12 protein-coding genes are annotated in these 14,447 nt (G+C 33.2%); all 12 read right to left on the bottom strand.

Annotated features, from left to right (window positions below; all coding sequences use genetic code 11):
• A complete protein-coding gene (locus tag F0365_RS11215; protein WP_169933767.1) occupies nucleotides 1–1,533 on the bottom strand; it encodes a capsule biosynthesis protein in 1,533 nt (510 codons plus the stop codon).
• 5 nt (nucleotides 1,534–1,538) lie between these two features.
• The gene (locus tag F0365_RS11210) at nucleotides 1,539–2,771 is read right to left on the bottom strand and encodes an O-antigen polymerase (RefSeq protein ID WP_169933766.1); all 1,233 of its coding nucleotides are present in this window, start codon (nucleotides 2,769–2,771) and stop codon (nucleotides 1,539–1,541) included.
• 444 nt (nucleotides 2,772–3,215) lie between these two features.
• Nucleotides 3,216–3,908, bottom strand: a complete 693-nt coding sequence (locus F0365_RS11205; protein WP_169933765.1) for a cytidylyltransferase domain-containing protein — start codon at nucleotides 3,906–3,908, stop codon at nucleotides 3,216–3,218.
• On the bottom strand, nucleotides 3,905–4,948 hold the full coding sequence (locus F0365_RS11200; protein WP_169933764.1) for a nucleotidyltransferase family protein: 1,044 nt from the start codon (nucleotides 4,946–4,948) through the stop codon (nucleotides 3,905–3,907). Before F0365_RS11200 ends, F0365_RS11205 begins: the two co-directional genes overlap by 4 nt.
• A 5-nt stretch (nucleotides 4,949–4,953) precedes the next feature.
• A complete protein-coding gene (gene neuC, locus F0365_RS11195) occupies nucleotides 4,954–6,108 on the bottom strand; it encodes a UDP-N-acetylglucosamine 2-epimerase (protein ID WP_169933763.1) in 1,155 nt (384 codons plus the stop codon).
• Entirely contained in the window at nucleotides 6,109–7,119 is a 1,011-nt protein-coding gene (gene neuB, locus F0365_RS11190) for an N-acetylneuraminate synthase (RefSeq protein WP_169933762.1), read from the bottom strand.
• A gap of 7 nt (nucleotides 7,120–7,126) precedes the next feature.
• On the bottom strand, nucleotides 7,127–8,017 hold the full coding sequence (locus F0365_RS11185) for a methionyl-tRNA formyltransferase (RefSeq protein ID WP_169933761.1): 891 nt from the start codon (nucleotides 8,015–8,017) through the stop codon (nucleotides 7,127–7,129).
• 102 nt (nucleotides 8,018–8,119) lie between these two features.
• The gene (locus F0365_RS11180) at nucleotides 8,120–9,268 is read right to left on the bottom strand and encodes a LegC family aminotransferase (RefSeq protein WP_169934842.1); all 1,149 of its coding nucleotides are present in this window, start codon (nucleotides 9,266–9,268) and stop codon (nucleotides 8,120–8,122) included.
• A 4-nt stretch (nucleotides 9,269–9,272) separates the two neighbouring features.
• A complete protein-coding gene (locus F0365_RS11175) occupies nucleotides 9,273–10,460 on the bottom strand; it encodes a UDP-N-acetylglucosamine 4,6-dehydratase (protein WP_206071278.1) in 1,188 nt (395 codons plus the stop codon).
• Between the two features lie 224 nt (nucleotides 10,461–10,684).
• Entirely contained in the window at nucleotides 10,685–12,079 is a 1,395-nt protein-coding gene (locus F0365_RS11170; protein WP_169933760.1) for a nucleotide sugar dehydrogenase, read from the bottom strand.
• 1 nt (nucleotide 12,080) lies between these two features.
• Nucleotides 12,081–13,355 carry a nucleotide sugar dehydrogenase gene (locus F0365_RS11165; protein WP_240961609.1) on the bottom strand — a complete coding sequence of 425 codons (1,275 nt, stop codon included), beginning with the start codon at nucleotides 13,353–13,355 and terminating at the stop codon, nucleotides 12,081–12,083.
• 18 nt (nucleotides 13,356–13,373) lie between these two features.
• On the bottom strand, nucleotides 13,374–14,345 hold the full coding sequence (locus F0365_RS11160; RefSeq protein ID WP_169933758.1) for an SDR family oxidoreductase: 972 nt from the start codon (nucleotides 14,343–14,345) through the stop codon (nucleotides 13,374–13,376).
• Between the last annotated feature and the right edge of the window lie 102 nt (nucleotides 14,346–14,447).

The raw sequence follows: 14,447 nt of genomic DNA, 5'->3' as shown, positions 1-14,447 counted from the left end.
TTACTCTTCTTTTGTTGGTAATATATACTTGTTCTTAAATAAGAATAGACTTATAAGTTTTAATACCGCGATATAAAAAGCTTGAATCTTAACTGATTTGTATTTTTTTTGATAATTGTATCCAAACACTACTTTATTTAAAAATTGGTATTTGACCGAATTGTAGTTTACATGACTATACACTGGTTTATTTTCGATGTAAGTAGAATTCCTATGATAGAAAAACAACCCAAGTTTCAAAATACTTAAGTTGTGTAAAGGTTTAAGATTTTCTGAAATCAATTCAACAAACTCATCTTTAGTTTTGGGTATATAACAAATATCTTCATAATAGTACCAAGAGCAACCCAGCAATATGACCGGTTTCCCCCAATAAACTGCTTCTAACCCGATTGTAGACCCAAAAACAACAACCTTTTCACTTGCATCTAACAAGTCGTAAGAGTTTATTTCTTCTGAAGGCCCGATTATTGTCACATTTGAATATTTCTCATTAAAATCATATAAGTCGGTATGATACTTATATGATATTGATTTTAAATTTGGATGAACTCTTAAATAAAAATGAACATCAGTGTTATTTTTAAATTTTTCAAAAATGAATTTTAGACCATCTTTTTGCTCTTCAAAAAGAGTTAGGTCTTCCCACTCCTCCCCAATTGAGACATATTCATCCTCGCTAGAGTTGAAAATCACAATGTTCCTTTTAGTGTTATCCCAATTTTCTGGCAGGACACCTGAAGCATTACCCTTGACGTAAACCTTGTCACCTGCAGCAATTCCGTTTCTTTTGTTATGAAAAAACTCTTCGGCAAGTTTAGCATTTTCGCCAGGCATCAAATTGATATCATTCCAACAAAAATCAAATTTCCATCTGTTGCCTATAACGCTGTGGGGAAGAATATTTTTAAATACAACTTTTGCACTAGTACCATCAACTAAAGGTTCAAATTCATAAAGAAAAGCTTCTATTTGATTTAATTTTGCTATTTCATAAACAGGCCTTATTTCATTAAATCTTCCATTAAAGCTACAAATACGATTAGGCCTGATATCATCGATAATATTTTCAAAAGCATCAACTAATTTAATGGATTGAAAAAGTTGATTCTTAAAATAACCCAGAGATTCGTGATCTATTTTTGGTTTTTGATTTCTTGTCAAATGCACATAACTGGATAATGTGGCATAGCCGATACCTACATCTTTATACCTGAATCGTTTTAACGATTCAGCCGACTCTATAATTATTTCATCTTTTGATAAATTTGTATTACAGTAATCAGAAAGCTTCAAAATTATTACATCATCTCCTAGAGTATCTAAAATAATTTTTCTTGTTTGACTTTTACAAAGTTTACAAATACCAACATTACCCGTAGGGTTTGAAAGGCAGTGATCAAAAAAGCCTTCGCACATAACAAAATAAACTTTCGACTGTTTTGTTTCAATTAATTTCTTAGCTTCATCTAGAAGCACTCCAAGCATAGAGCCATTTAGAGAGGAATAAAAATAAAATATAGTTTTATTCATTAAATTTATTTTTTAGAACGTTTTAGAAAGAAGGTGATTATTAAAAAATAAATAACCCCTAAATTCATTGACAGATTAGAATACACATTATTAGAAAAAAACATTAATGGTAAAGGTATTAGATAAGCGAATGAAATAAACTTATCCAACGAAATCACTCCATTTACTGGAGCGTTTTTCTTTACTATTTTGTAAAAAAGTAATGCAAATAAAAATGTAAACACATAGCCAAAGTCGTATAGTAAAGTGGCAACTACTCCATTGAAGGTATGGTCATAATCATCACCTAAGTATTGAAATCTGAGTTCTGGAAGTTTAACAACTTCAAGACCTATTCTTTCACCGACGAACTCAATAATTGGAGTCGTAGATTTTCCGTACATTAATTTATCGTATGAAAACCTATCCATTACGACGATTCCGTTTTGGTTCCATTGAGATGCATAATCAAAAACTGAATACAACTCATTATTTTGAATACTACTTTCTATTGGTATGTTATAATAACTTTCAAATCGAGATGTTGTTATTATGTTTAATAAGAATACGGCCCCTATTAAGAATATCCCACCAAAAACAATAAATCTTCTTTTTACTTTTTTACTTAAAGAAGGTAGCGAATATAATAAGTAAAAAAAGTAAACTAATAGAAACTGTACCGCAGCTGATCTGGACAAGCCATGAAAACCGAGTAAAGGTATATTTAAGGAAATCAAAAAAAAGATAAAAGTTTTCATCTTTTCCCTTTTTGCTAAAAAGAAAAAATGCAATCCTAGAGAAAAATAACCAATAGGGGATAATAATCTAGATAAAAATAAAATCGATGGGTTAACCCAAGTTTCTAAATAAGATGCCGCACCTCCTTCATTTTTATACTCTTCTACGACTACTGTTTCTGCTATTAGCGCATTAAATGCCTTATAAGTAATAAACGCATTAATTAAAAATGTAACTAGGCCTATAAAAATTAAAATTTTAATTAACTTTTGGAAGCTGCTGTTATCATAGTATGAATCTATTTGTGTAAGATTTTTATAGTTATTAAATCCGTGGATAAAAATCAAAAGAATTGTCGCAGTAAAGATAATATGGAGAACATCTATTAAATCCTCAACGACATAAAGCTTACCTATTACAATAGCTGCAATATAGGATATTATGATTAAGGCTAAAAGAAAAACGACTATGTTGCTTACCTTCTTTGAAATCAAAAAATAAGTAATATATATATATAACATCTATCTATGGTTAAAAACCGCTATTATTATAATATTTAATTTTCATAGGTGCTATTTAGCATAAATGTAGTAAGCTTATTCTCAATTAAGCTTACAAGGGAACTACATATATATCATAACTTAGTTATAATACCAATATAATCCTGAAAGAGGGTTGCTTGACTAAAACATTTTCCTTGTATTTTGGGCGAAGATACATTCTGCTTTTTAGAAATCGCCCTAAATAGAAACCTCAATTAAAAAAAACTTTTATTTCAACGTCATATTTTTTCTTAAACTTATTCCCTTATTAATTGATATAAATTCATTGCCTTTATTTTGAAAGAAGTGAATTAAAAATGATGGATTTTGATTTTGAATCTTAATAAGGCCTTGGCGAGAGCGAAAACCTTTAAAATAATTAATGGATTTATTGGACTACACAAATAAAGTGACCAGTAAAACTTATTTATTTGTATTACTTAAAAGGTATTCACACCAGTTCCAATCGAGAGGAACGTCTATGTCCACAGAACTTATTGCATCCATTTCATATTTAACAATTTTATCAAAATCTTTAATCGATTTTTGCTTTAAAGCTTCAGTTTTGTAGATATAAATTGCTCCATTATACTCGTAAACTATGGGAACATCTTGTCTTCTGGTAGCATTTGAAATTTTCGATTTAATTAAATATCCGCTTTTATCTTCTTCTGCTAAAACATAATATGGATTAGAATCTGTAATCTTCACAGATACAAGCATTTCAATTTCCTTGTCAGATTTTAGATACTGATAAAGAGCACTTTTGATATGAATTTCATTACGTAATGGAGATGTAGGTTGTAATAGTATCACGTGCTCAACATGTATTCCTTTTGCTTCATAGAACTCAATGGCATGATGAATGATAGATTCACTTGTAGCTTGATCATTAGCTAGATGACTGGGTCTAATAAAGGGTACCTTTAGCCCCGTTTTTTCAACAACTTTTATTATTTCTTGACTATCTGTACTTATACAAATTTGTGTGTCTTCAAAACATTTTCTAGCAGCCTCAATAGTATAGTTGATTAATGGCTTGCCATTTAACAACTTGATATTTTTTTTGAGTATACCTTTTGACCCACCTCTAGCTGGTATTATCACTAAAATCATTTAAAATGCTTTATAAATTCTTGGGCCTGTTTATAATCAGTGGGTTTACCTATATCTATCCAAAAACCTAATATAGGATCATAGACTAATTTACCACCATCCTGAACTAAGGTTTCCATGACCTCTGTAATATCGCAATATTCATTTTTAGTCATTTGATCAATTAGGGATCTTTTTAACATATATACCCCTGCGTTAGATTGGTACACGTAGGAAGGTTTTTCCTTAAATGCTTTTACTTTATTACCTTTAGTTTCAAAAACTGCATAGGGCACGTCTACTTTATACTCTGTGGAGGCAACAACCATATCTGCCTTTTCTTTTAGAATTAGTAAATACATCTCCTCAAAATTAACATTAGTGAATAAATCACTATTCATTAATAGAACATAATCAGAATTGAATTTATCTACTAATCTTAATGCTCCAGCTGTTCCTAGAGGCTCATCTTCCCAAATGTACTCTATACTAATACCCTTTGAAGAGCCATCACCAAAGTGGGACTCTATCTGTTCCCCAAGATACTTAACAGATATGTAAATTTTCTTAATTCCATAACTGATCAATCGGTCTATATTGTGCTCTATAATAGGCTTGCCTCCTAAAGGCAACATGGGTTTAGGAATAGTATCTGTAAGAGGGCTAAGCCTTTTCCCTCTTCCACCAGCCATAATCATACATTCAAGAGGAAGTGTTGATTGAGTAATTTCTAAATCTATAACTCTGGAAAGTGTTCCATTATTATTTAAAACTGGTAATATTTTAATATTCTGCGCTCTATAAACTGACAAGTCTATAAAATCATTGTTCTCAAAGTGATGTACAAAGCCTTTAAAGCATACTTCTTCAACGGACTTTTGAAGATCTTGATTTAATGACAGTGATCTTCTTATGTCACCATCTGTTATGGAACCTATAATTTTTCCCTTCTGATTTTTAACGAATAAGATCAACCTACTCACCTTTCTTATTTGGTTGAGCTTGTTGAGCGCCTCAAGAACAGTGGCTTTTGATTCTATAGTAATTTGGTTCAAATCCATAAATTTTATTTAGGCAGGTCGTAAAATGGTTTTTTCAACGATGTAATCTTTATATTTTTCAGAACCTTAATGATTTGTTGAGTCGCAGTACCTTCTCCATATATATGAGGTTGGTTTTTTATTGCTTTCGCGAAAGCGGGATCTAAACTTAATTTCAACGATTTTTTAATATTTTCAAGATCGTTAGAACTTTGTATGACACTTTTGGACATCAGACGACCTGTCTGTCGATCGCCTACATTAATAGTAGGTATGTTAAAATAGGGAACTTCTAAAATTCCACTGGAACTATTTCCTAGAACTACATCAACATTTTTAAGCATACTAAAATATCTTAATTGCCCTAAAGATTTTACACCTATAGATTTACTTTTATTCAATTCAGTGTATTCATCAATCATACTATTAATAACCCTTCCGTCCTTATCTGAATTTGCATGAGTAAATATTAGAAAGGTATTTTTAAGCTCATCTAATGCTTTGAGAATGAACTGAAACTGTTTCAAAGCACTTGAAGACTCTAAAGTAACTGGATGATAAGTAATTAAAATATTTCTATGATCAAATTTAAAATTTAAATCTTCTTCCAGTTGCTTTGTACTAAGTAAAGGTAAATTCTTAATAGAATCTATTCCTATAGCGCCTACATTAAAAACACGATTAGGGTACTCTCCAAGTTGTATGACTCTATTTTTATATTCCTGAGAAGCTGTAAAGTGAATGTAACTCATCTTAGTGATACTATGCCTTATACTTTCATCATATGCCCCTATGGTTGTTTCTCCTCCATGTATGTGTACGATAGGTAAGTTTCCCACGGTAGCAGCAATTGCAGCTCCTAGCATTTCTGTTCTGTCTCCTAATATTACTAGAAAATCAGGTGTGTCTTTTTGAATAACTTGAGCAAATCCATCTATGGCTCTAGAAATTGTTTTGCTAATTGCAACACTATCATCATCCTCTTCAAGACAAGGAATTCTGTGATCAATTTCAAAACCAGAATCAATTATCTCATTAATGGTATTACCAAATCTATCAGATAGATGCATGGCCGTTACCCAAAGAGACAACTTGAAGAAATGATCATTCTTCAATTCTTGTATTAATGGCCTTAATAAACCAAAATCAGCACGAGTACCAGTAGCAACAGCAACTTTCATTTACAATTCTATTAAATCATCAATATTAAAACTTTTTAAAGCACTTGAACCTAAAACTTCGTCCCACTTCATAGGACTTATTCCAGTGCCTGGTCGTTTTACTCCTATGTTATGAAGAGTGAACGTTTCACCTTGTTCGATAGGTAGTATGGCTACAATACTTTTTCTTGCAATTGGTTTATTTTTTAATTCAGATGGTGATGGTTCTTTGACACCAGAGCCACTTAAAGCCGTCTCAATATTTCTTATGGACTGCACCATTTGTTTGAGTTCATCTGGTTCTAAAGAAGCTTTATGATCAGGTCCTGGTAAGTTTCTATCCAGAGTGAAATGTTTTTCAATTACAACGGCACCCAAAGCCGTAGCGGCGATCGGGACTTCTATCCCTAAAGTATGATCAGAATATCCAACAGAGCAGTTCAACTTTTCTTTAATATCTAACATACCTAAGAGGTTTACATCTACCATCGGTGTAGGATATTCTGTATTGCAATGTAAAATGGTTATTCGATTGCGACTAACTCCATTATCTAGAAGTATATTATAAGCTTCCTTCACCTCGCTTAAAGTTGCCATTCCAGTACTTAAAATAACATCCTGAAATAAATTAGCAACAGTCCTTAAATAAGGAAGATTAGTTAACTCACCTGATGGGATTTTTGCCAAAGTGATACCCTTATCTTTTAAATAAGCTAGACTATCTTGATCAAATCCTGTAGATAAAAACTTTACATCTTTAGTTTTACAGTAAGCGATCAGTTCATCATGCATTTCATCAGTCAGCTCTAATGCTTTAAGCATGTTATATTGTGAAGGATCTCCATCGGCAGTATTAATAATTTGATAATCTGCCTTTTTACTTTTTTTAGTAACTAACTTATCAGCCTTAAAGGTTTGAAACTTTACGTAATCCACTTTAGCGGCTGCTGCCGCGTTTACCAATTGTTTAGCCATCTGAATGTCACCATTATGATTAACTCCTGCCTCTGCAATTATGAGTGTTCTATTCATCCTTTAATTATTTATTTAACAAACAATTTCCTACTATCAATTTCCTGTCGGAACGAACTTCGAAAATTTCGATGTATGAATCTTTAGTTTTCACCAAATATCCATTTGCTGTTTTTGATAAAATTTGTCCTACTTTACCGATATAATTAGGAGCATTATTATAGTACTTTGATTTATTAATTTTAACTTCAGTATCTCTACTATAAGTAGTTGCGAGTGGACCAGGACTACAAACAGACCTAATAAAATTATGGATCTCTCTTGATGTTTGATTCCAATCAATAATCTCATCCCCCATTCCACGTCTACCACAGTACATCCCTAAAGGATGTATAGTTGCTTGATTAATACGAGGAACATCTCCATCTATAAATAAAATTAAAGCATCATATAGGATATTAGCACATTCAATGTAAGACCTACTTAATAAAGTTGAATAGTCGTCACTTTCATTAATGCTATATGATTTCTGCAGTATTATATCGCCAGTATCTATACCTTCGTCAACATAATGAACTGTAATCCCGAATTCATCTTCGTCATTGATCAATACCCAATTAAGAATATTCCTTCCTCTATAAAATGGTAATTTACCAGCATGGCAATTTATTATACCATTCGGAGTAAGATTAATAATATCTTTACGAAAGATCTGATTAAAACTCATGGAAACAAGAATATCACAAGAAAAAGATTCTATTTTTTCAAGTGAAATTTTATCATTAACATTCTGTAATTTAAAATATGGTATATTGTGATTTGATGCAAAAGTTTCCAAAGTGTTATCTTTTGTGTCATATCTAGGAACAATAAACTCTATTTGAAACCTGGTATCTGCTTGTATTTTTTTAAAAGCTTCATGGGACCAAGGCCCGTCAGCAAAATAACCTATTTTCATTCTTTTTTCCTTAAATATTTATGAGACGATATGAAATATTGCACGACAATATCGACCTTTTTATAAAATGTTATTTACCAAAACTTCTATACAAGTTCCACATTAAATTACAACACTACTAGGTATATTAACAACACGATCTGAAAGCCACCTCGCATTATCTAGGTTCGTTTTTTGACAATCTTTAAACATCACCATCTCCGTCATTAATTCCCAAATAGGTCGACACATAACGCCAGCATCGTTTAGCTTTGTTAAGAAAATTTGTTGTTGCTCTTTATTTTCTAAAATTACTGCATTCAACCAGTAATTAGATAATTCATTCTCACGTTCTACAAAGAAGTCTATCTCTAAAGAAGTAAAAAACTGTTTATAAGATTTTGCTAATTTTCTTTTTTGCTTAAGGATATAATCTAAATTTTCAATTTGAGCTAATCCTAAGGCAGCGTTAATATTGGGCATTCTATAATTATACCCAATTTGATCGTGTTCATATTTCCATTTATGGGGAACTTTAGCTTGGGTACTAAGATGCTTTAACTTATCAGCTAATTCTTCATCATCTGTAATTATAGCACCTCCACCACCAGTAGTAATTGTTTTGTTTCCGTTAAAACTGAATGTACCCAATAATCCATAAGTTCCTAAGTGTTTTCCTTTATAAACACTACCGATAGCTTCAGCAGCATCTTCTATTAAAATTATATGGAATTCTTCACATATTGTTTTTATTTCATCAATACGAACTGCATGTCCAAAGGTGTGCATAGGTAAGCAAGCACTGATCTTACTTCCTGTTGTCTTGCTGTAACAGTTGCCCTCTTTAATAATTGTTTCCTCTTCTAGAAACTTTCTTAAAGAAGTAGGTGACATTCCCATGGTATCTTTATCAACATCGACAAACACAGGTGTTGCTTGTGCATATGATATAGCATTAACTGTAGCTATAAAAGTTAATGGTTGAGTTAAAACTTCGTCACCTGCATCAACGCCACTGGCTATTAAAGCAAGGTGGATTGCATTAGTTCCATTTACACAAACCACGCATCTTTTGGCACCTGTATACTTGGCTATTGCAAGTTCGAATTGATCGACAAACTTACCAACACTGGAAACAAATGTAGAGTCTATACACTCATTAACATATTTCTTCTCATTTCCTGAAAAATGCGGAACATGCAAAGGTATAAACTCTTTAGGCTCATTAAACAAATCCCGTATGTTATCGATAATCATATCGTAATTAAGCATCATATTACATTTTACTATCTAAAAATTTTCCCTTTTCTTCATGATTGAAGTTAGGTAAAATTTGATTAAACAATTCTACTATGTGAGATTTTTTCCACTGTTTAGAATCTTTCATATTCTTTATAGAATTCTCAAAATATGAGATTTTTTTATCGCTTTCCACATACTCATTTTTAATAATACCTAAATTTTCAAATTGATTTAAATCAATCGTTTCATTATCTGTATAGAATTCTTCAAATGATTTTTCACCAGTTGTATCTGAAACTGTGAAATAACAAGGCCATTTACCTTCTTTAGGTAGTGTCTCCATTAAGTCTCTTGCTTCTTGCTCAGAATCACATAGAAACGGCTTATATCCTATTTGCTTAAGGTAATTAACTGCTATATCAGAAAATGATATTAAATCTAGCCCTTCACTTAATTTAGGGAAAAAGATGTCCCTATTTTGACCTAATAAACAAGACATTAAACATAGTTCACCTGCCTCTTGTGGAACTACGAAATATCTTTTTACATCAGTTGGTGCTACAATAGGTTGAAGCTTTTCAATTCTTTTATTAAAACCATGTAATAAGGACCCATCAGAAAAAGCAACATTTGCAAAGCGGGCTGTTGAGATATTTATTTCTTGACTAGTTTTCATAATAAACATTTCCATAATTCTCTTGGAAGCTCCCATCATATTAACTGGATTTGCAGCCTTATCAGTGGAAACACAAAAGTATTTGGAAACTCCTTTGTCAATAGATTGCTGTATTGACTTATAGGTATTGAAAATATTTACATCAATCATTCTCATTAACGTAAAGGGATCCTTTTCACTTCGCACATGTTTTAGTGCACTTAGGTTTAAAACGTAATCATATTCACCATCTGAATTTACAAATGCATCATATTCTATACTACCTATGTCTAAGGCAAAGGTTTGAAAATCCCCATCTATATACCCAAAAGAACTTCTTACGTCTCTAACTAGTTCCACTAAATTATTTTCACTGATATCTACAACATGTAATTTCTTAGGATTTCTTTTAAAAATTTCTTTTACAACTGCTTGACCTATTGAACCAGCCCCACCTAAAACAAGAAAAGAACTTGACCTTACTTTTTCTAATAATTCATTTTCATTACGTTTAATATCACTCTCAAAAAGAAGATGCTCACGACCTATTAGATTTAAAATATTCATTATTTATTAAAGCTTCAATTATTATAGTTATATTAATGAGTTAGCATCCATCGAATTGCAATAAATCGTGCTCCTATTAATTAATTTTTTTTCAAATGTAGTCACTTCTCAGGACTATTATTGGGATTCATTTTATTATATTGTTTCCACTTTCGTGCCGCAACGAGTGCGGCATCAACTTCATCATGTTCGATTTCGCGAAAGCGAACATCACAAAAGCAAAATCAACCTCTACCTATGGTATACACCTCAAAGCCTATGCGTTGCAACTCCTCATGATCTAATAACATGCGACCATCAAAAAGGAATGCTGGTTTGAGCATGCTGTCATAGGTCTCTTTCCAGTTGAAATTTTTAAATTCATCCCACTCTGTCAATATGGCTGTCGCATGAGCCTTTGCTACCGCTGCTTTAGGATCGGTGACTACCTTAAGAAGTCTTCGATTCTCTTCATCTGTTCGGGTGCCCAAATAATTGAGATCACTATAAATTTGTTCTGCGGTAACTTTCGGATCGTAGACCGTAATTTCTGCTTGTTCGTTTAATAGGTAGTCGGCCACATAAATAGCGGCAGACTCTCTTGTATCGTTGGTATCCTTTTTAAAAGCCCAACCCATTAAAGCGATTTTTTTGCCAGATACGGTGTTGAACAAGGTCTTTACTATTTTTTTAGCAAACCTCCTTTTCTGGTGATCGTTCATAATAATCACCTGCTCCCAATAATCGGCTACTTCTTGTAAACCATAGGTCTGGGATATATAAACAAGATTTAAAATATCTTTCTGAAAACAAGAACCTCCAAAACCTACAGATGCTTTTAAGAATTTAGATCCTATTCTAGAATCGGCTCCTATTGCTCTAGCTACTTCATTTACATCTGCTTCCGTGACTTCACATAGCTCTGATATAGCGTTTATACTGCTTACCCGTTGCGCTAAAAAGGCATTTGCAGTAAGCTTAGAAAGCTCGGCTGACCAAACATTAGTGGTTAATATTTGATCTTTAGGAACCCAATTAGAATACACATCCACCAATGCTTTTTGAGCTTTTTTCCCATTTTCTGTTTGCTCGCCACCTATTAATACTCGATCTGGATTGAGAAGATCAGAAACTGCTGTTCCTTCTGCCAAGAATTCTGGATTGGAAAGAATGTCAAATTGCACTCCGTTTCCAGTATTGTCCAGTATACTTCTTAAAGCCTCTGCCGTTCTCACCGGTAAGGTGGACTTTTCAACTATTATTTTATCTGTAGTCGCTACTGCGGCTATTTGTCTGGCACAAAGCTCGATATATTTTAGGTCTGCGGCCATACCTTTTCCTACACCATAGGTTTTTGTAGGCGTATTCACCGATATAAAAATCATGTCAGCAGCTTTGATTGCCGCATCCACATCGGTAGAAAAGAACAGGTTGTTACCTCTTGTTTGACTCACCAGTTCCGATAGTCCTGGTTCGTAAATAGGAATGTTTTCCACATCGAGATCATTCCATGCCGCTATGCGTTTTTCATTGATATCCACTACATTTACGGTAATATTAGGGCATTTAGCAGCAATCATGGTCATCGTAGGACCTCCTACATAACCAGCTCCGATACAACAAATATTTTTTATTTTCATATTATAATTTCTTATCTGCTTTAGATCCTAAAACTCCTTTCACATCATATACAACCCCGTTAGGTTCTAGTAATTCTGAAAGGTCCAAATCTAAAAACTGTTGATGTGCCACTGCTAATACAATCGCACTGTATTTTTTCTGAGGCAATCCTAGCATGGACTCTAAACCGTATTCCTTTTGCACTTCTATAGGATCTGCATTGGGATCATGGATATCTACTTGTAGGCCAAATTCTCTTAAACTTGATACCACGTCCACCACTTTTGTATTCCTCACATCAGGACAATTTTCTTTAAATGTAATCCCCAAAATTAAAATTGCTGCATTTTTTAGGATGATCGCTCTAGACAGCATAAGCTTTACGGTCTGACTGGCTACATATTCACCCATACTGTCATTGACCCTTCTACCAGCTAATATGATCTCTGGGTTATAGCCTACTTGTTGTGCTTTTTGAGCCAAGTAATACGGATCAACACCTATACAATGACCACCTACCAATCCTGGTTGAAATTTTATAAAATTCCATTTGGTACCTGCTGCTTCTAGCACTGCTTGGGTATCAATGTCTAATAAGTTGAAAATTTTAGCCAATTCATTTACAAAAGCAATGTTGATATCTCTTTGCGCATTTTCTATCACTTTTGCTGCTTCAGCAACCTTGATAGTAGGCGCAAGATGGGTACCTGCAGCTATCACCGATGCGTATAAATCATCGATCATTAATGCTATTTCAGGGGTGCTTCCTGAAGTTACTTTTAAAATATGTTCTATTCTGTGTAATTTATCTCCTGGATTGATGCGCTCTGGAGAATAGCCAGCAAAAAAGTCTTTATTGAATTTTAAACCGCTTTGCTTTTCAAGAATGGGAACACATACTTCTTCTGTGGCTCCTGGGTAAACTGTGGATTCATAAATTACAATATCATCTTTACTCAAATACTTACCAACAGTCTCACTCGCTTTAACCAAAGCTGTTAAATCTGGTTGGTTTTTAGTATCTACTGGAGTAGGAACCGTTACTATATAAATAGTTGCTGTTTCCAACTCCTCCAAATCAAATGAGCAGTACAAGCCGTTAGCATTTGAATTTTCAGACTTTAGAACAGACTTTAACAACTCTTCTTCTACCTCAAGAGTATCGTCTATTCCCTTTTGTAAATTGTCTATTCTGCTTCTATTTATATCTAAGCCCAGTACACTATATTTTGTAGCAAAAAGTCTTGCCAATGGCAATCCCACATAACCCAAACCTATAACTGCTATTTTTTTCATCTTAGTTGGCATTGCGGCTTACAAGTTATCTTGGTACCATTTGATAGACTCCTTTAAACCATCTTGTAAACTGTATTGAGGATCATAACCTATGACATCTTTAGCTTTTTGAATAGATGCTAAGGAGTGAGGCACATCACCTTCTCGATTTGGTCCATAATTGATTTTTAAATTCTGTATACTTTTTGTGGAACGACTCAATAGATCTTTTAATGTCTGAACTAAATCTGAAATCGTAGTTCGCTCACCAAAAGCAATATTTAATACGCAATTATTAGATTCTTCCTGAGTAGACAACATAGCCAGTTCGTTTGCTTGTATCACATTATCTATATAGGTAAAGTCTCTTGAAAATGTTCCGTCTCCATTGATAATTGGGGACTTCCTATTCATAAGATGAGCAATAAATTTGGGAATTACTGCCGCATAGGCCCCATTGGGATCTTGTCTTCTACCAAACACATTAAAATACCGTAAACCAATGCTTTTTAGTCCGTACGTTTTATAAAAAACGTCTGCATATAATTCATTTACATATTTTGTTATCGCATATGGGGATAGTGGTTTCCCTATTTGATCTTCCACTTTAGGTAAGGCTTTGGAATCACCATAAGTAGAAGAACTTGCTGCATATACCAACTTGTCAACCTCTTCATTCTTGCAAGCAGTCAATATGTTCAAAAAACCGCTGATATTTACATCATTGGTAGTAATGGGGTCTTTGATAGATCTAGGAACACTTCCTAATGCTGCTTGATGCAATACGTATCGACAACCTTTTACCGCTTTGACGCACACCTCCATATCTCTTATATCTCCTTCGATAAATTGAAAATTGGACTTCTCTTTTAGTTGTTGAATATTCTTGAAATGACCTGTGGAAAAATTATCTAATCCAACAACCACATATCCTTTTCCCACAAAATAATCAGCTAAGTTGCTCCCTATAAATCCTGCGGCGCCGGTAATAAGTATCTTGTCTTGTGTCAATTTTCTAGTGGTATTTTAATCTGTTATTTTTACGAAAAGTCAGCACCAAAGGTAGTAAGTTTCTTCTTAGCACAGGCCTGAAAACAACTTGCAGAACTATAA

Source organism: Nonlabens sp. Ci31, assembly GCF_012974865.1.
Lineage (GTDB): Bacteria > Bacteroidota > Bacteroidia > Flavobacteriales > Flavobacteriaceae > Nonlabens.
The sequence above is the reverse complement of the archived record's forward strand: the minus strand, read 5'-3'. Positions and strand labels throughout refer to the sequence as shown.

Coding starts and splice junctions, on each gene's coding strand:
- F0365_RS11215 (WP_169933767.1), bottom strand. CDS start 1,533: ATGAATAAAACTATATTTTATTTTTATTCCTCTCTAAATGGCTCTATG.
- F0365_RS11210 (WP_169933766.1), bottom strand. CDS start 2,771: ATGTTATATATATATATTACTTATTTTTTGATTTCAAAGAAGGTAAGC.
- F0365_RS11205 (WP_169933765.1), bottom strand. CDS start 3,908: ATGATTTTAGTGATAATACCAGCTAGAGGTGGGTCAAAAGGTATACTC.
- F0365_RS11200 (WP_169933764.1), bottom strand. CDS start 4,948: ATGGATTTGAACCAAATTACTATAGAATCAAAAGCCACTGTTCTTGAG.
- neuC (WP_169933763.1), bottom strand. CDS start 6,108: ATGAAAGTTGCTGTTGCTACTGGTACTCGTGCTGATTTTGGTTTATTA.
- neuB (WP_169933762.1), bottom strand. CDS start 7,119: ATGAATAGAACACTCATAATTGCAGAGGCAGGAGTTAATCATAATGGT.
- F0365_RS11185 (WP_169933761.1), bottom strand. CDS start 8,017: ATGAAAATAGGTTATTTTGCTGACGGGCCTTGGTCCCATGAAGCTTTT.
- F0365_RS11180 (WP_169934842.1), bottom strand. CDS start 9,268: ATGCTTAATTACGATATGATTATCGATAACATACGGGATTTGTTTAAT.
- F0365_RS11175 (WP_206071278.1), bottom strand. CDS start 10,460: ATGAATATTTTAAATCTAATAGGTCGTGAGCATCTTCTTTTTGAGAGT.
- F0365_RS11170 (WP_169933760.1), bottom strand. CDS start 12,079: ATGAAAATAAAAAATATTTGTTGTATCGGAGCTGGTTATGTAGGAGGT.
- F0365_RS11165 (WP_240961609.1), bottom strand. CDS start 13,355: ATGAAAAAAATAGCAGTTATAGGTTTGGGTTATGTGGGATTGCCATTG.